Annotated in this window: 19 protein-coding genes; 3 read left to right on the forward strand and 16 right to left on the reverse strand. The window is 40.0% G+C overall.

Annotated features, from left to right (window positions below):
- Positions 1–121 precede the first annotated feature (121 nt).
- Positions 122–934, forward strand: a complete 813-nt coding sequence (zupT, locus tag DES38_RS03865) for a zinc transporter ZupT (RefSeq protein ID WP_110250780.1) — start codon at positions 122–124, stop codon at positions 932–934.
- Positions 935–1,022: 88 nt separating this feature from the next.
- Here zupT and helD read toward each other — a convergent pair whose 3' ends face one another.
- The gene (gene helD, locus DES38_RS03870; protein ID WP_110250781.1) at positions 1,023–3,347 is read right to left on the reverse strand and encodes an RNA polymerase recycling motor HelD; all 2,325 of its coding nucleotides are present in this window, start codon (positions 3,345–3,347) and stop codon (positions 1,023–1,025) included.
- Positions 3,348–3,589: 242 nt separating this feature from the next.
- Between helD and DES38_RS03875 the strand changes: the two genes are divergently transcribed.
- Positions 3,590–4,792 carry an MFS transporter gene (locus DES38_RS03875; RefSeq protein ID WP_211305831.1) on the forward strand — a complete coding sequence of 401 codons (1,203 nt, stop codon included), beginning with the start codon at positions 3,590–3,592 and terminating at the stop codon, positions 4,790–4,792.
- Between the two features lie 87 nt (positions 4,793–4,879).
- Here the strand turns inward: DES38_RS03875 and DES38_RS03880 are convergent, their stop codons facing one another.
- Positions 4,880–5,260, reverse strand: coding sequence for a RidA family protein (locus tag DES38_RS03880; protein ID WP_110250782.1), 381 nt, complete (start codon positions 5,258–5,260; stop codon positions 4,880–4,882).
- A 127-nt stretch (positions 5,261–5,387) separates the two neighbouring features.
- Between DES38_RS03880 and DES38_RS03885 the strand changes: the two genes are divergently transcribed.
- A complete protein-coding gene (locus DES38_RS03885) occupies positions 5,388–5,795 on the forward strand; it encodes a secondary thiamine-phosphate synthase enzyme YjbQ (protein ID WP_110250783.1) in 408 nt (135 codons plus the stop codon).
- 92 nt (positions 5,796–5,887) lie between these two features.
- On the opposite strand, the gene DES38_RS03890 is transcribed toward DES38_RS03885, so the two are convergent.
- From DES38_RS03890 to argJ, 14 genes are all read right to left on the reverse strand, one after another.
- Complete coding sequence (locus tag DES38_RS03890; RefSeq protein ID WP_110250784.1) at positions 5,888–7,372, reverse strand: alpha-N-arabinofuranosidase; 1,485 nt, start codon at positions 7,370–7,372, stop codon at positions 5,888–5,890.
- Between the two features lie 110 nt (positions 7,373–7,482).
- The gene (gene arfA, locus DES38_RS03895; protein WP_110250785.1) at positions 7,483–8,991 is read right to left on the reverse strand and encodes an arabinosylfuranosidase ArfA; all 1,509 of its coding nucleotides are present in this window, start codon (positions 8,989–8,991) and stop codon (positions 7,483–7,485) included.
- A 26-nt stretch (positions 8,992–9,017) separates the two neighbouring features.
- Positions 9,018–9,638, reverse strand: a complete 621-nt coding sequence (locus DES38_RS03900; RefSeq protein WP_110250786.1) for a YesL family protein — start codon at positions 9,636–9,638, stop codon at positions 9,018–9,020.
- Between the two features lie 25 nt (positions 9,639–9,663).
- On the reverse strand, positions 9,664–10,503 hold the full coding sequence (locus DES38_RS03905) for a carbohydrate ABC transporter permease (RefSeq protein ID WP_110250787.1): 840 nt from the start codon (positions 10,501–10,503) through the stop codon (positions 9,664–9,666).
- Positions 10,504–10,505: 2 nt separating this feature from the next.
- Positions 10,506–11,438, reverse strand: a complete 933-nt coding sequence (locus tag DES38_RS03910) for a carbohydrate ABC transporter permease (RefSeq protein ID WP_110250788.1) — start codon at positions 11,436–11,438, stop codon at positions 10,506–10,508.
- Positions 11,439–11,524: 86 nt separating this feature from the next.
- Positions 11,525–12,859, reverse strand: coding sequence for an ABC transporter substrate-binding protein (locus DES38_RS03915; protein WP_110250789.1), 1,335 nt, complete (start codon positions 12,857–12,859; stop codon positions 11,525–11,527).
- A gap of 472 nt (positions 12,860–13,331) precedes the next feature.
- Positions 13,332–14,636 (reverse strand): arabinan endo-1,5-alpha-L-arabinosidase, encoded by a 1,305-nt coding sequence (locus DES38_RS03920; protein WP_110250790.1) that lies wholly within the window; start codon positions 14,634–14,636, stop codon positions 13,332–13,334.
- 116 nt (positions 14,637–14,752) lie between these two features.
- On the reverse strand, positions 14,753–15,874 hold the full coding sequence (locus tag DES38_RS03925) for a GntR family transcriptional regulator (RefSeq protein ID WP_110250791.1): 1,122 nt from the start codon (positions 15,872–15,874) through the stop codon (positions 14,753–14,755).
- A gap of 209 nt (positions 15,875–16,083) precedes the next feature.
- Positions 16,084–17,571: an L-arabinose isomerase gene (araA, locus tag DES38_RS03930; RefSeq protein WP_110250792.1), complete on the reverse strand. Its 1,488-nt coding sequence runs from the start codon at positions 17,569–17,571 to the stop codon at positions 16,084–16,086.
- A 42-nt stretch (positions 17,572–17,613) separates the two neighbouring features.
- Complete coding sequence (araD, locus tag DES38_RS03935; RefSeq protein ID WP_110250793.1) at positions 17,614–18,303, reverse strand: L-ribulose-5-phosphate 4-epimerase; 690 nt, start codon at positions 18,301–18,303, stop codon at positions 17,614–17,616.
- Positions 18,304–18,700: 397 nt separating this feature from the next.
- The gene (locus tag DES38_RS03940; RefSeq protein WP_110250794.1) at positions 18,701–19,699 is read right to left on the reverse strand and encodes an acrylyl-CoA reductase family protein; all 999 of its coding nucleotides are present in this window, start codon (positions 19,697–19,699) and stop codon (positions 18,701–18,703) included.
- A 136-nt stretch (positions 19,700–19,835) separates the two neighbouring features.
- A complete protein-coding gene (locus tag DES38_RS03945; protein ID WP_110250795.1) occupies positions 19,836–21,032 on the reverse strand; it encodes an aspartate aminotransferase family protein in 1,197 nt (398 codons plus the stop codon).
- A complete protein-coding gene (argB, locus tag DES38_RS03950) occupies positions 21,025–21,813 on the reverse strand; it encodes an acetylglutamate kinase (RefSeq protein WP_110250796.1) in 789 nt (262 codons plus the stop codon). The genes DES38_RS03945 and argB overlap by 8 nt, the downstream gene beginning before the upstream one ends.
- Positions 21,814–21,827: 14 nt before the next feature.
- Positions 21,828–23,066: a bifunctional ornithine acetyltransferase/N-acetylglutamate synthase gene (argJ, locus tag DES38_RS03955; protein WP_245881954.1), complete on the reverse strand. Its 1,239-nt coding sequence runs from the start codon at positions 23,064–23,066 to the stop codon at positions 21,828–21,830.
- Positions 23,067–23,086 lie beyond the last annotated feature (20 nt).

Below are 23,086 nucleotides of genomic sequence, written 5' to 3' on the forward strand. Positions count from 1 at the left end.
CGTAAAAGGATTGCAAAGAAAAGGTTAACTAGGTATAATGAAAACAACAAAAAGTTGCCTGAAGGAAACATTTTGTCTTGAACGACAAAAAACACTTAACTAAAGAAAGCGAGGCGAGATAATGGAAGAACATTTATTACTAGCATTCGGACTTACCTTATTTGCTGGGTTAGCGACAGGAATCGGAAGTCTTTTAGCTTTTTTCACATCGACAACAAACACTAAATTCCTCTCCTTATCACTAGGCTTTTCAGCTGGGGTAATGATTTATGTTTCAATGATTGAGATTTTCCCCAAAGCACAAGCATCACTCACAGCTGAACTTGGCCCCACAAGAGGGGCATGGATGACGGTGATTGGTTTCTTTGGCGGGATGGTTTTAATTGCTCTCATTGACCGGCTCATTCCTAAACAGGGCAACCCTCACGAAGTCAAACGCGTGGAAGATATGACGCTTGATGAACAAAAAATCGCAAAAGATCAGCAATTAATGAAAATGGGGTCATTTACAGCACTTGCTATTGCGATTCACAATTTCCCGGAAGGGATTGCGACATTTATGGCCACACTCCATGACCCAAATCTCGGTATTCCCATTGCCATCGCCGTCGCAATTCATAATATTCCGGAAGGGATTGCCATCTCTGTGCCGATTTACTTTGCGACAAAAAGTAAGCGAAAAGCCTTTAGATGGTCGTTCTTATCAGGACTTGCCGAGCCGATTGGTGCGCTCATTGCCTATTTCTTTTTAATGCAATTTATTACTGACGCTGTCTTCGGCACGATTTTTGCCGGGGTTGCGGGTATTATGGTCTTCATTTCTTTTGATGAATTAATACCGGCTGCTCAGAAGTACGACGAAACGCATAAGTCTATCTATGGCCTTGTCGGCGGCATGATTGTCATGGCCTTCAGTTTATTGCTGATGATGTAAACCCATCCCTCAACAGAGTAAAACCCGCCCCAAGGAAGGTTATCCTCGTGGCGGGTTTTGCATTTACTTCTGCTGTGTTTACTACCGGTTAAGACTTCTGGATTTCAATCACTTTCCGGTAGTGAAAATAAGTTGTGTCAATCGCTGTAATGAAACGCGGCAGTTCACCAACTGAAATTAACGTTAATTCATGCATGGCACGGGTTGCTGCGGTATACAGTAAGTGACGCCCGAGTGCCGTTTGATATCGGTCAGCGGATGCATCATAAACAACCACGGCATCAAACTCAATGCCTTTTGCTAGATAGACAGGAATTACCTTAATTCCTGGTTCAAAGTCATGTGTTTCACTTGTTACCAAGGAAACTTCGCGCTTATGTTGCTTAAGCCAGTCATACACACGCGTCGCCTCTTGCATCGTTTTAGTGATGACAGCAATTTGTTGATAACCTTCCTTTTCATAACGGGTAAGCTGATCAAAAATTGCATAATTCATCATCGCCTGGTGTTCAACCTCAAATACTTCAGGTAACGGCCCCTTCCGGTTAAACGGCTTAATTTTCTCCCCTTCTGCACCTAGGAACTGTTTGGTGAAATTCACAATTTCCTCAGTCGAACGGTAGCTCTTCAATAATTCCATCACATCAGCTTGACTATCTTCTGGTTTTAACGTTTGCTCTTTATTCAAGCTATGCAAATAAATAGACTGATTAATATCGCCAAGTAAGGTTAATTGACTCGCAGGATACATGCGTTCTAAGTAAGCAATTTGAAATGGTGAATAATCTTGTGCTTCATCTAAAATAACGTGTTTAATTGAACGTTGCTCATCAAAACCTAAGCAGACCCGTTCAAAGTATAGAAACGGTGTTGCATCTTCATAACTTAAGAAGTTATCACGTATCTGTTCTTTGCTGTATGTCGCGATCTCCTGATATGTTTGATCCGTCACTGCCCATTGATCTAGAAATCGCACATATGTCTTCTTAGTATCAACAAATGTTAGTCGCTTCACTTTTTGAATCAACGGTTTAAATAAACGTTTTAACAAACGTGTTTTCAATAATTCACGCTCGCGCTCATCGTCATTAAACCAATCCAATTGATCATGTTCTGCTTCTAGCTTTTTATAGGCTTCTTGGAAATCTGATAAATCAAGCAACTCAATTTCTGATTCCAACCACTCCGCGTCAAGGTAGCGTTTTTGTTCCGCTTTAATAATTCGTAAAATATAACGACGCATCTGTTCTAAACGTTCTTGAATAGGTACTTCATCATCAAATTGATAAAAATATTTCTTCAATTCAACCTTCGATAAAATCACGACATCTCGAAAGCGAATGTTACGAAACACCATCCCTGACCCTTTTAATGTGTGTAAAAAATCATCAATTAAGTCTTTATAAGCTGTGGTCGCTTTCACTTGCATATTCTGTAAACGGACCGGTTCAACCGTCTCGCTTAAAGCAATTTCCATTTGATCAAACGGACTTTCAATGACAAAGCGATTACCTAATTCTCTTTCGATATGGTGATAGAAAGTCATTTGTTGCACTTGATTTTCACCAAGTTCGGGAAGGACGCGTGCAACATAACTATTAAAGAGTGGGTTCGGTGAAAAGAGAATCATCTGATCTGAAGTCATCTCACCACGGTGACGATAAAGTAAATAAGCAATCCGCTGGAGCGCTGCAGACGTTTTCCCACTGCCAGCTACCCCGCGGACAATTAATGGTTTTCTTTTCTCATGACGAATGATTTGATTTTGTTCCCGTTGAATCGTCGCAACAATATTTTTCATACGCGTATCGGCGGTTTCCCCGAGTACCTTTTGCAATAATCCGTCACCAATGGTTAGTCCGGTATCAAACATACCTTCTAATTCCCCTTGTTTAATCACATACTGACGTTTTAAAGTCATCTCACCTTGAACCGTTTCCTCAAGGGCTTGATAGTGAGCCGCACCAGGTGCAAAATCATAATACATACTGGAGATTGGCGCGCGCCAATCATAGACATAAAAATCTTCTTCATTCTCTTTTAATAAACTGGAGGTACCAATGTATATAACCTCCGTCTCTGTCTCGCCGCCTTCGATAAAATCAATCCGACCAAAATACGGCTTGTCTTTTAAGCGATTTAACTGATCACGCCGATTGTAGACCCGATAATGGTTGCGCTCACGTTCCGACAAAAATTCAGCCTGTTGCTTCAGACTTGCTTGCGTCTCAATCGCATCATCTGCTTCTGTTAAGTTGACGGTAACGTCATCAAAAAAATCTTTTCTTAAATCAATCACATCACCCTTTAAGCGTTTGATGTATTGATTCAATTCTTTTAGCTGTTGTTCTATATAGTGAACCACGTGTGACACACGTGATTTTTCTTGATAGAATGCTTCTTTCTCACTCATGTTTAACCCCTCCATTTTCCTCTCAATCATGATACACTCGTTGTATATGTACCCTCCATTGTAGTTGATTAAGCATGGAATGACTAGATATATTTACTAGCCTTCTGGCACAGACATTGCAAATAACTTTAAAAAATATTAGAAATAGCGTATCCTTGTTGTTTAGTGCGTCTAAGTAAATGTTTGAACCGATATAAAGATCAAGAAGGAAGGGAAGACTCATTCAAAACGAACAACAATTAATGAAAAATGTCAGCATTATGTGGTTTGCTAATTTCTTTATCGCTGGTTCAATTACAATGGTTCAACCATTCTTATCATTGTATATCGATTCCCTAGGGGATTTTAGTAGCGATTATGTCCAAACAGCCTCAGGCTTTATCTTTAGTGTGACTTTTGTGGCCGCTTTTCTCTTTTCACCTATTTGGGGCAGAGTCGGTGACCGGATTGGCCGTAAGCCAATTTTGGTCGTCTTTGCGTTCGGCCTCGGGTTATCACTCTTTCTCATGGGATTTGTCACAAGTGTCATTCAGCTCTTCTTTCTCCGCTTATTCATGGGGATTTTTACAGGGTTTATTTCGCTCTCACAAGCTTTAATTTCAACCCAAGCGTCTAAAAGAGTGGCGGGTAAAGTGCTCGGCACTTTACAAACAGGCAGCATAACCGGGACATTAATGGGACCGCTGCTTGGCGGTGTGCTTGCTGATTTATTTGGATATCAGGCCACTTTCAAATGGCTCAGTCTCGTCTTATTTGCCGCCAGCTTCCTTGTTCTCTTCGGCATTAAAGAATTTACGTATACCGAAGAGGAAGGGGCACCTACCGGAAAATACTACAGTTCGCGTCAAGTGCTTCTCCACATTTTACGCCACCCGGTTTTATTGGTGATTATGTTGATGTCGATGATTGTTCAAATCGCTAACTTTAGTATCCAGCCAATTTTGCCTCTCTTTGTTGGTGAATTGCACGGTCCCGCTAACATTGCTTTCTTCTCAGGGTTAGCTTTCTCTGCCGCTGGACTCGGTAACCTGTTAATGTCGAGACGCATCGGCCGGTTAGGAGACCGGTACGGCTACGTAAAACTTCTAACACTCATGTTGGTTTTAGCAGCATTGGTCTACTTTCCAGGTGGTTTTGTGACAGCACTTTGGCAACTGATTATCTTACGTTTCTTAATGGGGATATTTATCGGCGGTGTCATTCCACTTCGGATTGCCTACATCAGACAAGCAGCCCCCATTGAGATGCAAGGGGAAGTCCTCGGTTACAATACGAGCTTACGCTTTTTCGGCAACATGATTGGCCCCCTACTCGGGGCAACCATTAGTGCGAGCTTCGGCTTTTCGGCGGTTTTCTTATCGACAAGTGGTTTATTATTAATCAGTGCATTATTAATGATCTTCGCCATGAAGAAATACCCGAATTATGCTGGAAACGGCCATTAGTTCTTAAAGATACCCAACAAAAAACAACCTTCTGTCTCCTACAAGAAGGTTGTTTTTTTGTCGGTTTTGTTTTTTTCTGTCAGCCTACTATTTTCTACCTACAATCGCATCAATTTCCACTTTGACGCCTTTCGGTAATTTAGCTACTTCTACCGTTGCTCGTGCTGGGTACGGGGCCGTTAAAAAGCTTGCATACGTTTCATTCAATGCATTGAAATCATTTAAATCAGTCAGATAAATGGTGAATTTAACAACATCGTCTAGTGTTCGGCCTGCTTCTTCACAAACGGCTTGTAAGTTCTCCATGACCTGTTTCGTTTGTCTTTCGATATCATCCCCGACGACCGTCATTGAAACGGGATCAAACGGTATTTGACCAGAAATAAAGAGGAGCTCACCTACGTCAATTGCTTGTGAATAAGGTCCAATGGCTTGCGGTGCGTTTTTCGTTTGGATTTCTTTTTTCATTTCGATTCATCCTTCCTAATAAATAGCTTGTATAAATTTTAACATAATTCTGAGAATTTGGTACAATGGAGATGTACCATCAATATCTCGTTTCGTTTTTACTATACTCGTAAAGGATGTGTCGCTTATGTTCACCCAATTGAATATTGCAACAACAAAGCACGCTGAAATGATTGAGGTTACCCATCAGGTTCAAAACTGCATCGAAAAACTTGGCGTCAAAAACGGTACCGTGCTTGTTTCTAGTCTCCATACCACTGCTGGTCTAACGGTCAATGAAAATGCAGACCCCGATGTGAAAATCGACTTTTTAAACCGATTAGAACACGTCTTTCCTTGGGAAGATCCGCAAGATCGTCATATCGAAGGCAATACTGCCGCCCATTTAAAAACAAGTTTAGTTGGCCATGCCCAGACGCTCGTCATTAAAGATGGCAACTTATTACTCGGTAGATGGCAAGGCTTGTACTTTTGTGAATTTGATGGGCCGCGTGACCGGACCATTCACTTAAAATTCATGTTAGATGAAGACTGATTGATCTGCATAACAAAGATAGTAAAGCGCGCCCATCATGTGTGTGATGGGCGCGCTTCATTGTTGCTTCTATATACACATTTCAACGTAGCCTATACCGGTTGAATTTCTAGCTTCACCACTGACATTTTAGGTAGCGTTACCACCAATGTTTCCCCTGATTCTTCAAAGGTTGTGAACGCAGCGGGTGCCACTTTCTCCAAGTCTTCAAAGGTGTTGTGGTCACGCATATCCGTTGAGGTAATTACTTCTCCGGTCACCTTACCGAACGCCATCCCACGCACAGCTAAATCAAGTGTTGCGGTATTTTCACGGCTTGCGTTTGTTAAAGTGATTGTCACAACACCCGCTTCCGTCTTAGAGGCTGATCCAGTCACTTGCGGATAACGTTTATCATCAACAACTAAATAATCTGTCTCAATATCTAACGCTACTCGTTCTTGATCTTGATGGGCACTATACATTCTAAAGACATGATAGGTTGGTGTCAGTAACATCTTATCACCTTCTGTTAGGACCATCGCTTGAATAACATTAACCATTTGCGCAATGTTAGCCATCTTAATCCGATCATTATGGTTATTAAAGATATTTAGTGAAACCCCAGCAATTACAGCATCACGTACCGTATTTTGTTGGTATAAGAAACCTGGATTCGTTCCTGGTTCAACATCATACCATGCACCCCATTCATCGACAATCATCGCAATCCGTTTATCTGGATCGTACTTGTCCATAATCGTCGCATGTCTATCTATAAGTTCTTCAATATAATAAGCTTTTTGCATCGAGATATCCCATTCGTAATCATCAAATCGAACGGCATCACCTTTATTCCAGAATCCACCTGGATGAACATAATAGTGAACGCTTAAACCATCCATCATTGGTGTTGCTTCACGCATCATGACCTCTGTCCAATTAAAGTCGTCAACATTCGCACCACCAGCAATTTTGAATATTTTATTATCGCCATAATTACGGACATAGGTTTGGAAACGACGATACAAATCAGCGTAATACTCAGGGCGCATGTTCCCACCACAGCCCCAGTTCTCATTTCCTACACCAAAATATTTAACTTTCCACGGTTTTTCTTGACCGTTTTTCTTACGTAAGTTTGCCATCGGTGACTCGCCATCGAAGGTCATGTATTCAACCCATTCAGACATTTCTTGCACAGTACCTGAACCTACGTTTCCATTAATGTATGGTTCTGTTTCAAGCAGTTCACATAATTTCATGAATTCGTGGGTACCGAAATGATTATTCTCAACAAGACCTCCCCAATGCGTGTTAACCATGCGTTTCCGCTCTTCTTTTGGACCGATGCCATCTTTCCAGTGATATTCATCAGCAAAACAGCCCCCTGGCCAGCGTAAAACAGGAATATTTAAATCTTTTAACGCACCAAGAACATCATTACGTATACCAAATGTATTTGGGATGGCTGATTCTTCGCCGACCCATAGCCCTTCATAAATACAGCGTCCTAAATGTTCAGCAAATTGTCCATAAATATTTTTATCGATGATGCCTCTTTTTACGTCTGCGTTCAATACAACTTTTTGTGTCATTATTTATTCAACTCCTCTGTAGTGTAAACCTATTCATTGATTCATTATACCAGCCCACCATCCGCTTTTACGGTACGATTGACGGTCTGATTTAGATTTTTAAATAACTTCTATGCTTTTTTAAGGCGAATCACGTTCCAAGAGGTCCGTTTCAGTTGTGCGGTAAGCGTACCTAATGTGAAGGTTGTCTGCTTGTTTAGCTTTGGCTTCACTGCTTGAGTCGCCATTGTGTTGACGGCTTTGACATCATCATGATAAAGCTCGATATGTTCAACCAGTTGGTATCCTTCAAAACTACGTAAGTCAACAGATAAAGGCATTGCTTCTGTTAAATGCTTGTTCACAATAAAGAGCGTAACTGTTTCATCTTCTTCATGATACACAGAGGCTGCATCTAAATACGGCACATCGGTGAAATCTTTCGAATCATAGCTCGGTACATTAATGATTGGTTTTAATGAGACGCCGCGGCCAAAGATTGATGCATGCATGTATGGATAAAAGATGGTTTGTTTAAAACTCCCACCGCCATTTTCAGTCATAATGGGCGCAATCACATTCACAAGTTGTGCCATAGCAGCCATTTTTACACGGTCAGCATGTTGCAAGAAGGTGATTAACATACTGCCCACCAATAAAGCATCCTCAAAATTATAATGATCTTCTAACTGTGGTGGCGCGACACCCCACGGCTCGATTTTTCTATCTTGTTCATTTGAATGATACCAAACATTCCATTCATCAAAACTAAGATTGATTGTTTTTTTACTACGATGTTTCGCTTTTATATAATCACACGTTGCAGTTACAGTTTTTATAAAGTGATCCATGTCTAAGTTCTTCGCTAAGTAATTCGCTGTGTCGTTCGAGCGGTTACCATAATACTGATGTAAAGAAATGTAATCAACCGTATCATAAGCTAAATCCAAGGTGGTTGCTTCATATTCCGGAAAGGTTGGCATATTCGTGTTTGAACTTCCACAAGCGACTAATTCAATATCCGGATCAACTAACTTCATCGCTTTACCTGTTTCATTCGCCAAGCGTCCATATTCATAAGCCGTTTTATGGCCAACTTGCCATGGTCCATCCATTTCATTGCCGAGGCACCATGTTTTTATCCCATGTGGGTCGTGATAACCGTGCTTGCGGCGTAGATCACTATAATAAGTGCCCGAGGGGTGATTCGTATACTCAATGAGGTTCCGCGCAGCATTAATCCCTCTTGTCCCTAAGTTAACAGCCATCATCACGTCTGAACCGACTTTTTTTGCCCAATCAACGAACTCGTTGGTCCCTACTTCATTTGTTTCCACCGTCCGCCATGCAAGTTCTAACCGGCGTGGTCGTTCTTCTTTAGGACCTACACCGTCTTCCCAGTTATAAGCAGAAACCATGTTGCCACCCGGGTACCTGACAATCGGAACATTTAATTCTTTAACGAGATCAATCACGTCGGTGCGAAAACCTTGATCATCAGCTAAATCGTGATCGGGTTCATATATTCCACCATAGACGGCACGTCCTAAATGTTCAATAAATGAACCATAAATGCGTTTATCAACTTCAGCGATTTTGAAATGCTTATCAATGGTCATCGTTGCTTTTAATTTTGTCATCTGCTTTTCTCCATTTCTGTTTTCAATTATTGAAATTTAATTTTTTTGAAATTACTCAAACAAAAATATGTCCATATCAGACTAATGATGCTAAAGGTGAAAAATAAGAATAGCGCAGGAAAATCTAAAGATATATATAAACTTGCAAATACAACAAATAACACGATTGCAGAAATGTGGATTTTGCTAATTGCAAGAATAATTGCATTTCTAAAGTTTTGAATAATCGTACCGTTTGTATAAATCATGAGTGGGAATACCCAAACAATTGTGATAGCGAATAACGACAGTAACACTATAAATATGATAGGTACTGCAATCACTACCTCACTACCTAAAGATAGAAGTAATTGATAATTAACATAAAATGAAGTTCCAATTATCACAAGGATCCAACCTGTTAAATTCGCTTTTATAAATTCTTTTTTAAAACTTTTCCAAAACAGCTTCACTTTAATTAGATAATTTAGAGAGGGAGTTTCAATATGTTTTCGCATGACATATAAGAGGGCCACAGTCGCCGGAAAAAATCCAAATATTACTACACCCAATAGAGTCAGTGACAACCACAAAATATTCAGCATAGCAAACAATGCTATATAGTTTAAAACTTTTTCTAACGTTGTCATTACATTTGATGACTTCATGAGACCCTCTCCTTATCATTCATTCTTAACCTTTTACTCCACCAGATGTTAAGCCTTCTACAAAGTACTTCTGGAAGAAAATAAACAAGATAACAATAGGTACAAAAGTTAGTACCGACCCTGCAATTAGTACATCATAATTGTTTCCATAAGGTGTCAATAGTGTTGCGAGACCAATTGGTAATGTGAACATGTTATTGGAACGAATTACAAGCAACGGCCATAGGAAGTTATTCCATGATGCTAATCCTTGTAAAATCGCCATCGCTGCAAGCGAAGGTCCCATTAAAGGTAACATGATCTTAAAGAAGATCCCATATTCAGTACTGCCATCAATTCTTGCTGCATCCATTAGTTCAAGCGGTAATCCCCCTGCATATTGTCTAAAGAAGAACACAGCAACCGGAGCTACAATTAAAGGTAAAACTACTGCTATATAGCTATCCGTTATCCCCCAACTAACCATCATTTGATACAGGGGAAGCATAAGAATTTCAAAAGGAATCATCAAAATTAATAATACAAAAACAAAAAAGAGATTTTTCCCTTTAAACTCATAAACAGCCAACGCATACCCAACCATTGATGAGAAAAATAAAGATAAAACAATTGTCAATCCTGAAATGATTACACTATTCGTGTACCATGTCCAGTACTGAGGAGCACTTGTGAAGATATAGTTATAGTTATTAAAACTCATTTCTGACCAATTAACATTAAATGATATTCCTTGTCTCATTAAATTCGCGGATGGTTGAAAGGATGAAATTAGCAATGCAACAATAGGAAAAATCACTACCAATGATATTAACAACATGAGAATATTTGCTGTCCATTTTGCTGCTGCATTATTTTCGTTTTTCATATTTATTTCCCCTCCTTACTAAAGGTGCCTGTTAATGCTAAGTAGACCATACTTATCACAAATATAATCAACATGAGGACAACCCCTATAGCCGCACCAAAGCCCATGTTGTTTTGTCCAATACCTTGCTGGTAGATGTAACCTACTATAGTTAAACCAATATTACCTGGAGAACTCGTTTCCCAGAACACAAAACTTTCTTCAAACATTCTAAACCCGTTAATAATAGTTATTGAACTTACAAAAACCGTAATTGGTTTTAAATGTGGAATCGTTATGAATCGCAACTTCTGGAAACTATTTGCTCCATCAATTTCTGCAGCTTCATATAGTTCGTTCGAAATATTCTGTAATGCGGCTAGATAATACAGTAAATTCACTCCAATCCAGCGCCATGATGCTAATAACACCATTAAGAACATTGCTGACCAAGCATTATATCTCCAGTCTACTGACTCAACACCTAAAAAATTAACAATCTGGTTTGCTACTGACGAGTCAGCTTCACTGAACATCAACCGAAAAATCATACCACCCACAATTGTTGATGTTAATGCAGGTATGAAAAGTGATGCTCTAAATAAAGTCTTATATTTTACATATTTAGAATCCAATAAAATAGCAAACAACATTGGTAGTATTGTTAATATAAGAACCGTTAACAACACATATATACTGGTGTTTTTTAAAGCAGTAAAGAAGTTCGGGTTAAATACTCTTGAGTAGTTATCCATTCCAACAAACTTAACTTGACCTGGCAATATTTCTTGAAAACTCATTATGATCCCTTGAGTCGCAGGGTACAAAGTAAGTACTAAGAAAGAAAGAATAAATGGTGAAACAAAAATGTAAGGAACAACTTTTTTAGAATTCAAAAAACTAAAGAACTTGTTTTTATTTTGATTTTTTGAGCTTAATGACTGTGTTGCACTCATGAAGATACCCCCTTGGTTTTAAGTTAGTAACTAAATATGTAGAAATAAATGATAGTGGTAACACGTTACCACTATCATTTATTAATTTAGTTGTCCATTTCAATACTTACTGCTGCCGCCGCTTCTTCCAAAGCTTCCTCAGGCGTCTGACTTTGAGTTCTTAAAACATTCTGTGTAACATTTGTGTGATATTCTGCAATAACATCTGATGTGTACTCAGTGAAGTTTAGAGGGTTGATTTCATCTCTAACCTCAAGTAACATCTCAAATATTCCTTCTCCAAAGAAGTCATAATACTTATTAGGTTCTTGAATCGCTTCAGTTTCCCAAGTATCCCAACGCGGTGGATCAAAACCTAACACAGTCCATAAGTTGATATTGCCTTCTTCAGATAATTTAGCGTAAGCCAAGAAGTCTTTAGCAAGTTCTGCTTCTTCTGTTTGTTTTAAAACAACTGTACCTGTACCTCCCATACCTGCTGAGCGATTACCGCCTTCTTCCCAAGCAGGTAATGGTCTAATTGCAATCTTACCTTCTAAATCTGGCATCGAATCTAAGAAACGACCCATGTACCATAGAGGCGCTAATAGTGAAGCTGCACCATTATCATTAAAGTAACCATAAAATTCTTCCGATTGGTTCATCCCGCCTGGTGTAATTTCTGCAATTTCATCTACATATACAACATCATGTAAAAATTGTAGTGTATCAACATTCGTTTGATTATCAAGAATTAACTCGCCATTATCATCAAATGCATCTGACCCTTGTTGTGAAATCATCGGCCACATATCCATTAACCAGTCTTCAGTTCCAACATTCCACATAACAGAATCCGTATTTTCCACAACCTGTTTACCAGCTTCAACAAAATCATCCCATGTGTGAATCGCATCAATATCGACACCAGCTTCATCCATGATTTCTGTATTGTAGTACATTACTGTTGCCCCCACGTGAGTTGGAGCACCATAGTAATTCCCATCTTTAGCATAAATCTCAAATCTAGAAGAAACCGCATTTTCCAATACTGGCTCCACATGTTCATTTAAAGGTAACAGCGGAATATCACCTCTTAAGAAATTATTGAACTGACCTACTTCGATATCAGCAATGTCAGGACCACCTTCACCAGATTGAGCTGCTAATAACAAATTATTATGCATTTGCTCAAACGGATATGTTTCAGCAACTAGTTTAATCGGACGATCTGGATTTTCTTCGTTCCACTTTAATGCAGCATCTGAATACAAGTCATTATGCTGACCTACGAAAGTCCATAGTGTTAGTTCCGTTGCATTTTCAATGTCGTCTCCAACCGTTTCCACTTGATCTGCCTCACCTGATGTATCATCACCACCACAAGCAATGAGCGTTATCGCTGTAAAAAACAATACCAATAGTAACATTAACCTTTTCATTATAACTCCTCCTTAGAATTAGTTCACACAAGTTACACGACAAAACGCAATGTAATTCGTTCGTATAAGTTGTATTTTTATTATATATTATAATGTACGCGTTTTCAATGGCTTTTAGAATAAAATCATTATTTTATTTAAAATTATCAACAGGGCCTTGATATAAGTGGATTTACGTCGGATTTCAGACTGTAAGATATCTATATTTTTTTCAGGAAAACTTATTTAAAGTTATTTTTTTCAATTTATTGAGCGTTTTTTAATCAAACTACACAAATCAAGTGAACTGTATAAATACATCTTTTAAGTATAAAGCTTTTTTCTTTATATCTTAAATCAAATATATAAAGTTGATTGATCCTGTTCCTCTGTTTTTTACTTATTTCTGAAATAGTTTTTCTCAAACAAAACAAGCTTTCTCAAAGAGACTCTGTATGCTTCTAATTGGAATTATTATTTTTACAAACTAGTATTAAGTTGAAAGCTTCTTACCAATTGTCACATGCCCTTCATGGTTATAGCCAGCAAATACAATTGTCTCCTTCCAATTCTCCCAGTCCCAACCCACACTTACCACTCCATCCAACACCTGATCATTCACTTTAAATTTACACGTGTTGTTTGTTTTCTTGTCAATAAAATATGATCGATCCTTAGGTTCTGTCGCATGAATCCGATAAGATAAATCTTGCTCATTATTATTCGGATCAATATCTATTAGTTCCCACTCACCCAATAACTCTTTTGCTCGAACCGTTGCGTTATCTTCTCCTGCGAAACGTTCCGGTGAAATCAGTGGCCATCCTTCATCAGACCATAACACTTTTCTGATATGAAGGTAATGGTGGTGTTTGTTTTCAGCTTCTCGAATATGATGACAGATATAATACTCTTGATCGTCTTTTAAAATCGAATTATGCCCCGGAGCCACCCAACCGTCACTCTGTTCAAATCGGTAACCCCCTAACAACTTCATACCAACCTGAAAGTGATCGGTATTAATATCGGTCATTTCAAGACCATTATAGTCAAGGTAAGGGCCCGTGATCGATTTCGAACGTGCCACCCGAATATTATAATTGCTAAACAAAGAATCATATGAAACAAATAAATAATAGTACTCAAAGATAGGGTGATACACAATATAAGGACCTTCAATGGCACGATCGGCCGCTTTACCACGCCGGGCAATCAAAGTACCTGGTCCAGCTTCGATAAATTTACCTGTTTCACGATTCACTTCACTGACGTATAAACCATCAAAGAAAGAACCAAATACTAAGAAGACACGTCCATCAGGCGTAAAAGTAATGTTCGGGTCAATTGCATTGGGGCCAGGTTCCCCTTCAACCGATTTATAGACTAACCCTTCATCTTGATATGGCCCTTCAATCTGATCACTTGTTGCTACGCCGATATAGGATTGCGTTTTTCCGAACTGGCTTGCCGCGTAGTATAAATAATACCGATTGTTCATTTTCACAACTTCTGGTGCCCACAAACCTTTCGCACCCGTCCACGCTTGCGCTCCTTTCGGAACGCCACCTTTTAAGGCGCGACCTACAAACTCCCAATTAATTAAATCGCGTGATTTTCGAATTTGCAAGCCCGGTTTAAAGCTATCTTTTCCGCCAGTATCAGTAGAAAAGACATAATAATAGTCATCATCTTTTATGATCGCTGGATCATGCGCACCGTAACTGCCCCACCTGTGTTCATCCTTCATTTCAGTTTGATTAAAACTAACATCTTTGGGTAATCGATCTTTTTTTAACATGTTCGCACTCCTTATAAATTGCTTTTTTAAAACGCTATCATTTTATTTATAAAACAAGCCGTAATCGATTAAAATTACGGCTTGTTTCTCACGTATTAATAAAGACAGCTAGACGTTTATTTGCGCTTTGGCGCAGCCGTTGAATTTCTCAGCACCAATTCCGGCTCAAATACAATCGATTCTATCGGCTCTTTTGATTTTTTAGATACGCCATTATTGTCTTTAACCATATTTAAAATCATTTGCGCCGCTGCTTCACCCATCTCACTTTGCGGGTGTTTAACCGAGGTCAGTTTCACCTCAGAGACTTCCGCAAGGAACGAATCATCAAAGCCAATCATCGACAACTCTTCCGGCACAGCAACACCTTTATTTCGAATCACATCCAGTAAAGCAATCGCAAGTTCGTCGTTATAACAGACAAGGCCTGTTGGACGTTCTTGTTCGGGTAGGTTTAAGATTTTTTCTAGTTCATCTTGTGGTTTTTGATATTTTTCTTCTGTTTTATACAAAACAATATTATTTGGGTTAATGCTTAAGCCGTGTTTTCGATGCGCCTTTAAGTAACCTTTCATCCGCTTTGAACCTTGACCGTCATCATTTTTGAAAAAGCCGACAATGTTTGTATGACCAAGATCAATCAAGTGTTCCGTCTGTAAATACCCACCTTGTTCATCGTTAAGCGTAATACTAAGGGGTTCCAGTTCATCATAATAGGCATTAATCATAATATACGGAATGTTTTGCCGTTCCAAGTTTAAATAATAATTAATGTTCGGATTACTAATCGCACTTTTCGTCGGTTCAACAATCACTCCGTCAAAGTGTTGCGTCAAGATTTTCTCTAAAAAACGACGTTCATTATCGTGATCATTGTTTGTTGAGAACAGACTAACGTGGTAGCCGTTTTGACTCAAGTACGACTCTGCTCCACGAATAATCGACGGAAAGATATAATCAGAGATGTACGTCGTAATAATCGCAATGTTTTTTTGGTCTTTAACAATTTTCGTTTGGTCCTCATTTGAACGATCCGCACAAAACGTGCCTGCACCTTGCTCACGATACAACCATCCTTGGTTAACCAATTCTCCAATTGCTAACCGTACGGTGTGACGGCTTACACTGAACTGTTTCATCAGTTCACTCTCAGAACTTATTTTTTGGTGCGGTTGAAACGTACCATCTAATATTTTTGATTTTATCGCTTGTTTAACAATACTGTATTTTGTCTGCATAAGTTACACCTCATTATTTGTTTTCAGTTATTTATAGTTTAACATAGGTTTAGTCAATTTTAGCGAATTTTGCAAACTTATTGTTTTTTAAATCTAGAATTTTCTATCCGTTTTTGCATCATTTATTAAGGAAGTGTCTCAGGAGACACTTCCTTTAAAACAATACAAACAAAGGAATCATTTAACTAAAAAGTCAAATCATCATCCGACTATTTTCTAAAAATCGCTTCGTTCCATTTCAACTCATTTTTAAATTGACGTAAGTTTAAATCTTTATCAATGACAACACATTCAATATCTACCATCTCGGCAAAATCAACAAGTTGTTCGGTTGAGACCGCAAATGAGAAGACAGTGTGGTGCGCACCACCGGCGTAAATCCAAGCTGCTGTTGCATCACTTAAATTCGGTTCTGGCTTCCACAACACTTTAGCAACGGGTAGGTGCGGCGTTGCTTCTTCTGGCTGTTCTGCTTTCACTTCACTTATCACTAAACGGAAACGTCCGCCCATTTCAACAAGTGAAGCATTGACCGCATCGCCAGCTTTTCCATCAAAAACCAAGCGAGCAGGATCGTCTTTTCCACCTATGCCAAGTGGGTTTACGACTATCTTTGGTTTTGTTGCTGCAACTGTTGGACAAATTTCAAGCATATGCGAACCTAAGATTTTTTCATTCCCCGGTTCGAGGTGATACGTATAATCTTCCATAAATGACGTATCTTTATTATCAGACATAATCTTCATTAAACGTGTCATAGCAGCTGTGCGCCAATCACCCTCCCCGGCAAAGCCGTAACCAGCAGCCATTAAGCGCTGTGCCGCAAGTCCAGGCAGTTGTTTCATGCCGTGCAAATCTTCAAAGTTTGTCGTAAAGGCGTTGTAGTTACCTTTTGCTAAAAATGATTTTAAGGCCAATTCAATTTTCGCTTGATATAAAATCGAATCACGCACCTCACCCGGTTCACTTGCTTCATCGGGCAGTGTGTATAATTCTTGATAGGTTTTATATAACGCATGAAGGTCTTCATCTTTCACTTGGTTAATTTCTTCAACAAGGTCACCAATCCCATAATAATCGACTGTCCACCCTAATTTAATTTGCGCTTCAATCTTATCGCCATCTGTAACCGCAACGTTACGCATGTTGTCGCCAAAGCGCGCCACTCGAATGTTCGTTCCTTCTTTCACACCAATGGCCGTCTTCATCCATGCGCCTACTTGCTTTAAGGTTTTCTCATCTTTCCAGTATCCAACCACAACTTTACGCCCTAAACCTAGACGCGTACCAATAAAGCCATACTCACGATCTCCGTGGGCTGCTTGATTGGTATTCATAAAGTCCATGTCAATCGTATCCCACGGAATGTCACGGTTATATTGTGTATGGAAATGAAGCAATGGCGTTTGTAGTGCTTTTAGTCCGGCAATCCATGATTTTGCAGGTGAGAACGTATGCATCCAAGTAATCACACCTGCACATGTTTCGTCCCGATTCGCTTCCAACGCGATTTTTAAAATGTTATCAGACGTCGTCACAACTTCTTTGAATTCTACCGGGAACGGCAGATGACTCGAATTATTCAAGCCCTCGACAACTTTTTTCGAGTTATTCCCTACTTCAATTAATGTTTCCTCACCATAGAGCGGTTGCGATCCTGTCACAAACCAAAAAGTGTACGGTTTTGTTTTCAACATACATCATTCCTCCAATTAATTTTCTTATTAGCTGATTTTGCTTTAATTCTGACCATAATAAGCATCTTTCCCATGCTTACGTAAGTAATGTTTATCAAGGATGGTTTGTTGCATCACTTCCGTATCAGGATTTATTTGATAGGTACGCAACGCCATCTTCGCAACTTCCTCAAGGACAACAGCATTATGGACCGCTTCTTCTGGGTCTTTCCCCCAATTAAAAGGTGCATGTGAGTGAACAAGCACACTTGGCACACTTAACGGATCAATCGTTTTAAACGTTTCTACGATCACTTCACCCGTTTCATGTTCATAAGCGCCATTTATTTCCGCATCTGTCATTTGACGCGTACAAGGAATCGACCCATAAAAATAATCCCCGTGTGTCGTTCCAAGCGCCGGCAATGACCGACCAGCTTGTGCCCAACTTGTCGCCCACGGCGAATGGGTATGTACAACACCACCAATGCCGTCGAAGTTTTTATAGAGCACTAAATGCGTCGGTGTATCTGAAGACGGCTTTTTATTTCCTTCTACAACGTTTCCTTCTAAATCAACAACCACTAAATCATCAATCGTCATCTCACTGTAAGGCACCCCGCTAGGTTTAATAACTACCAAACCAGAGTCTTTGTCGTAACCGCTTACATTCCCCCATGTAAATGTGATTAATCCATAGGATGGTAAAGCTAGATTCGCTTGTAACACATCTTCTTTTAAACGTTCTAACATGTATGACTCATCACCTTTCCATTCATTTTCCTTGTCCGGATATTTTATACCTTACACATATACTAATATAATTCGTACGTACAATCAATATATAAGTTGAAAAAAACTTTAAAATTATAACTTTTTATTAAAAAACCCTTTTAAACAGGCATTATTTTTATTTAAACACGTCTCTTCCTATTTAAGAAACTAAAGATAAAATTTCATTTTTTAAACTTATCATACAACTTTTTAAATATTTTTTTAATAAATCGTTACTTTTTTCAATTTTTCATTAACTTCGTTCGTCGGTTTAACAAAGTTTATTTATTTTTTATCCAGTATTTTTTCCATAAGAAAAAACACCGTAATCACAAACGTTCATGATTAAGGTGTTTATAATGATTCACTTATATTCTTAGATTAATTCGACAAGGTAACGACCTTGTGCTTTTCCGGCTAATATTTCTGGCAATGCCGTTGCTAGATCTTCTAAGCGAATTGTTTTATATTCAATTAAATCAAATTGCTCATCAGTCAGGCGATAAGCGTTAGCTAACTGATGCCACATATCTTTTCGTTTATCCATCGGGGTATAAACCGAATCAATGCCCAGCAGTTTTGCACCGCGTAGAATAAACGGGTAGACTGTCGTTGGAATTTTAACACCACCTGTTAAACCAGAAAGTGCTACTGCGCCATTATAATCGAGTTTTGCTAGTACCTGTGCAAGTGTATCACCACCAACAACATCAACCGCACCGGCATAAGTAGGACGGTCAATGGCTCGAGGCTTATCTCCTAACACGTCTTCGCGGGTAATAACCGTGTTTGCTCCGAGCTGTTTAAGTTGATCGGTTAGCTGTGTTTTCCCGGTACTTGCCTCAACGGTATAGCCAAGTTTAGAGAGAATCGCAATTGAAATTGAAGCAACACCGCCACTTGCTCCCGTTACAAGGACTGGGCGCCTTTTATTTAACGCACTACGTTCGAGTTGGTCGACAGATAGAGCAGCTGTTAGACCTGCCGTCCCGAGTAACATGGCATGTTTTAGAGACAATGCTTTTGGTTTACGTACGACCCAGGCTGCATTAACGCGTTGGTATTCGCTGTAGCCACCGTCATGACTCACACCGAGCTCATAACTCGTTACAATCACTTCGTCACCTTCTGTAAACCGGTCGTCAGCTGATTCGACCACTACACCCGCTAAATCAATGCCCGGGGTAAATGGATAGCTCTTCACAATCGGACTCCCTGTCATATTCGCCATTGCATCTTTATAATTGACACCTGAATAATGCACACGAATCAGTACTTCACCTTCGGGTAAGTCATTTACCGTCAGCTCTTTCACTGTGCCAACAACTTTCTCACCTTGCTTTTCCAAGCGGTAAGCTTTAAACGTATCTTCCATAGACGACTCCTCTTTTCTTTATAAAATCAGTCAAATTTATACTTATCTTAACTTTATCAGAGAGTTCACCGCGATGCAAAAAGAACCTTAAACATTTAGTTTAAGATTCTAGTGACACCCGCATGAATCATTGCGGTTATTGCTGCATTTGCATTTCGGCGAATAAATCATCTATTGCCTGCAGAGCGCTTGCCATTTCTTCTTCGGTTGTATTTAATGGTGGTAAAATCCTTAATACCTGAGGGCCAGCAACCACTAGTAGTAGCTGATATTTTTCTCTTGCACGATTGACATAATCAATCGCTTGCGTCGACAATTCTAATCCAATTAGAAAACCTTTGCCACGAACCGATTGTATCGCCGCATACTTTTTCTGTAAAGATTGGAGACCTTGATTGAATCTCGCCGCCTTTTGCTGCACCTCAGTCAAGAATCCCGTTGCTGTTATCACCTTTAGCGTTGCCAATCCTGCAGTTGTAACCAATGGATTACCGCCAAAAGTCGACCCATGCGTACCTGGGCTAAACGCCGTTGCAACGGCATGTTTTGCTAATACTGCACCTATAGGTAAGCCTGACCCTAACCCTTTCGCGCTCGTTAAAATATCAGGTTCAAAACCGTACTGTTGGTAACAATATAAAGTGCCCGTTCGGCCCACGCCGGTTTGAATTTCATCGACAATAACTAAAACACCTGCATCCTGACAGCGCTTGACCACGTCACTTACCCACGCTTGATCAGCTGGGATCACACCACCTTCACCTTGAACAAGTTCAAGCATGACTGCAGCTGTATCATCATGAATCAAGTCATTTAAAGCGGCTTGGTCATTATAAGCAACATAACGAAAGCCTGGCATTTTCGGTTCAAAGCCTTCTTGGATTTTTGTTTGTCCCGTCGCACTTAGGGTTGCTAACGTCCGTCCATGAAACGATTGATTAAAGGTTACCACTTCAAAGCGTTTGTTCCCTTTAACGATTTGCTGATAGCGACGCGCTAATTTAATGGCACCTTCATTCGCCTCAGCACCACTATTACCAAAGAATACTTGATCAAAACACGTCTGACTGACGAGTGCTTCGGCAAGTGCTTGTTGCGGTTCAATATGATACAAGTTTGATACGTGCCAGAGTGCATCAAGTTGTGCACTAAGCGCCGCTTGCACTTGTGCTGGTCGATGCCCTAAATTACAGGTCGCAATTCCTGATGTGTAATCTAAATATCGGCACCCGTTTGAATCGGTGACATAGCTGCCTTCACCACGCGTTAAGGTGATCGGAAAACGATTATACGTTCCCATAACCGCATCGATTGTTAATGCATCTTTAGACATAGGACACCTCACTTAACGAAAAATTCGTACCCACGGGTTTCTTGTCGACAAAATCAATCAAGGCACCCTTTTCTAACCCACTGACAATCGCAACCTCAGGTACGCCCTTTTCTAACGCCGCCAAAGCCGCTGTTACTTTTGGAATCATTCCTCCGTAGATAACAGCTTCTTCAATGAGTTGTTCAACTTCAGCTTTACTCAGTTGGTGTAATAATTGATCATTTTTTAATACGCCAGGAATATCACTAATATAAAGCAGTGATGCGCCTAAATATTCAGCAATTGCGCCTGCTGCTGTGTCGGCATTGATGTTGTAGCGTTGCTGATCTTTGCCCATGCCAATCGGAGAGATCACCGGAATGTGCTGCATATTTGTCAAGGATTGAATCACGTCGATATTAACAGCCGTTACTTGCCCCACAAAACCAATCTGTTTTGCTTCGTCTACCGCTTCTGCTTCAATCAATCCCCCGTCAATACCACTGAGACCAATGGCTTTCGCACCGTTTGCCGATAACTTTCTGACGATTTGCTTATTGACCGCTCCACTAAGCACCATTTCAACCACATCCAAGACCTCTTCCGTCGTCACCCGTAACCCTTTTTCAAAGGTCGTTGTCACATTGAGTTGTTTCAGTTGTGAAGAAATCATCGGTCCACCACCGTGAACAATAATTGGCGCAACATCTTCTCTATTTGCTAGTGTTGCTAAATCTTCAAAAAAACTATCTGGTAGTTCATCAACAATACTTCCACCGCATTTAATCACGACATACTGCATAATATTCACCCCTCTTATGTTCGATATGATGCATTAATTCTGACATAGTCATACGATAAGTCACAACCATAACCGGTTGCTTGTTCTGGTCCTTTACCAACATTCACTTGAATTAAGACGGTTGATTGTTCCAAATACTGTTTAGCTTCTGGTTCACTAAAGGTGACGGGCACACCGTTTTCGACAACTAAGATATCCCCAAGCTTCACCGATACTTGATCCGGGTCTAAGGCTTCACCCGCATAACCAACAGCCGTGATAATCCGTCCCCAATTGGCATCGGCACCATGAATCGCTGTCTTGACTAGATTTGAAGAAATCACAGACTTACCAATCTGTCTTGCTGTTTGTTTAGTATCTGCGCCCGTGACTTCCACTTCAATTAATTTAGTCGCCCCTTCACCATCACGCGCAATTTCTTTCGCTAGATATTCACAAACATAGTGCAAGGCCGTTTCAAAGGTTTCCCATTCTGGATGCTCTTTAGATAAAGCGTTATTTTCTTGCATCCCGTTCGCAAGAACAAGCACCATATCATTCGTTGACGTATCACCATCAACAGTAATCATATTAAAGGAATCGTTTGTAATCGATTTTAAGCTATCTGTCAGCGCTGTAGCCTCCACCGCTGCATCTGTTGTTACAAAACCAAGCATCGTTGCCATATTAGGCTTAATCATCCCTGAGCCCTTAGCTGCACCGCCGATCGTAATTGTTTTATGATCAATCGTTATTTGAACAGCAATTCCTTTTTCTCTCGTATCCGTCGTCAGAATCGCCGTTTCAAATTGATCACTTGTTTGTGCCGATGGATTGATCATATCAATTCCTTTCGACACATTCGTCATTGGCAACAGTTCACCAATCACACCTGTAGATGCTACCGCGACATGCTCTGGTTTTACTGTTAATTTACTCGCTAGTTGATCACGCATTTGATACGCATCTTTTAAACCTTGTTCCCCAGTGCACGCATTTGCCACTCCCGAGTTCACAACAAGCGCTTGAATCAATTGATCGTTTGCGATGCTTGCTTGGGTAACCTTTAATGGTGCTGCTTGAAATAAATTCAAGGTGTAGACCCCTGCGGCAACTGCCGGGACTTCTGAATAAAGCCAACCTAAGTCAAGTTTTGATTTTCTTATCCCACAATGAACGCCACCTGCTGTAAAGCCTTTCGGCGAAGCAATATCACCTTCTGGTAAGATGATTAACGCATCGCTAGCTGCTTGTTTATCTTTCACTGTCTGCATCTTCATATGCCCCCTTAACG

The organism is Streptohalobacillus salinus (genome assembly GCF_003201605.1).
Taxonomy (GTDB): Bacteria; Bacillota; Bacilli; order Bacillales; family Amphibacillaceae; genus Streptohalobacillus; species Streptohalobacillus salinus.

Coding starts and splice junctions, on each gene's coding strand:
- DES38_RS03910 (WP_110250788.1), bottom strand. CDS start 11,438: ATGAGTGCAACACAGTCATTAAGCTCAAAAAATCAAAATAAAAACAAG.
- DES38_RS03875 (WP_211305831.1), top strand. CDS start 3,590: ATGAAAAATGTCAGCATTATGTGGTTTGCTAATTTCTTTATCGCTGGT.
- DES38_RS03885 (WP_110250783.1), top strand. CDS start 5,388: ATGTTCACCCAATTGAATATTGCAACAACAAAGCACGCTGAAATGATT.
- DES38_RS03945 (WP_110250795.1), bottom strand. CDS start 21,032: ATGTCTAAAGATGCATTAACAATCGATGCGGTTATGGGAACGTATAAT.
- zupT (WP_110250780.1), top strand. CDS start 122: ATGGAAGAACATTTATTACTAGCATTCGGACTTACCTTATTTGCTGGG.
- argJ (WP_245881954.1), bottom strand. CDS start 23,066: ATGCAGACAGTGAAAGATAAACAAGCAGCTAGCGATGCGTTAATCATC.
- araD (WP_110250793.1), bottom strand. CDS start 18,303: ATGTTAGAACGTTTAAAAGAAGATGTGTTACAAGCGAATCTAGCTTTA.
- DES38_RS03920 (WP_110250790.1), bottom strand. CDS start 14,636: ATGTTAAAAAAAGATCGATTACCCAAAGATGTTAGTTTTAATCAAACT.
- DES38_RS03900 (WP_110250786.1), bottom strand. CDS start 9,638: ATGAAGTCATCAAATGTAATGACAACGTTAGAAAAAGTTTTAAACTAT.
- DES38_RS03915 (WP_110250789.1), bottom strand. CDS start 12,859: ATGAAAAGGTTAATGTTACTATTGGTATTGTTTTTTACAGCGATAACG.
- DES38_RS03940 (WP_110250794.1), bottom strand. CDS start 19,699: ATGGAAGATACGTTTAAAGCTTACCGCTTGGAAAAGCAAGGTGAGAAA.
- DES38_RS03905 (WP_110250787.1), bottom strand. CDS start 10,503: ATGAAAAACGAAAATAATGCAGCAGCAAAATGGACAGCAAATATTCTC.
- DES38_RS03925 (WP_110250791.1), bottom strand. CDS start 15,874: ATGCAGACAAAATACAGTATTGTTAAACAAGCGATAAAATCAAAAATA.
- DES38_RS03880 (WP_110250782.1), bottom strand. CDS start 5,260: ATGAAAAAAGAAATCCAAACGAAAAACGCACCGCAAGCCATTGGACCT.
- DES38_RS03890 (WP_110250784.1), bottom strand. CDS start 7,372: ATGACACAAAAAGTTGTATTGAACGCAGACGTAAAAAGAGGCATCATC.
- arfA (WP_110250785.1), bottom strand. CDS start 8,991: ATGACAAAATTAAAAGCAACGATGACCATTGATAAGCATTTCAAAATC.
- argB (WP_110250796.1), bottom strand. CDS start 21,813: ATGCAGTATGTCGTGATTAAATGCGGTGGAAGTATTGTTGATGAACTA.
- helD (WP_110250781.1), bottom strand. CDS start 3,347: ATGAGTGAGAAAGAAGCATTCTATCAAGAAAAATCACGTGTGTCACAC.
- araA (WP_110250792.1), bottom strand. CDS start 17,571: ATGTTGAAAACAAAACCGTACACTTTTTGGTTTGTGACAGGATCGCAA.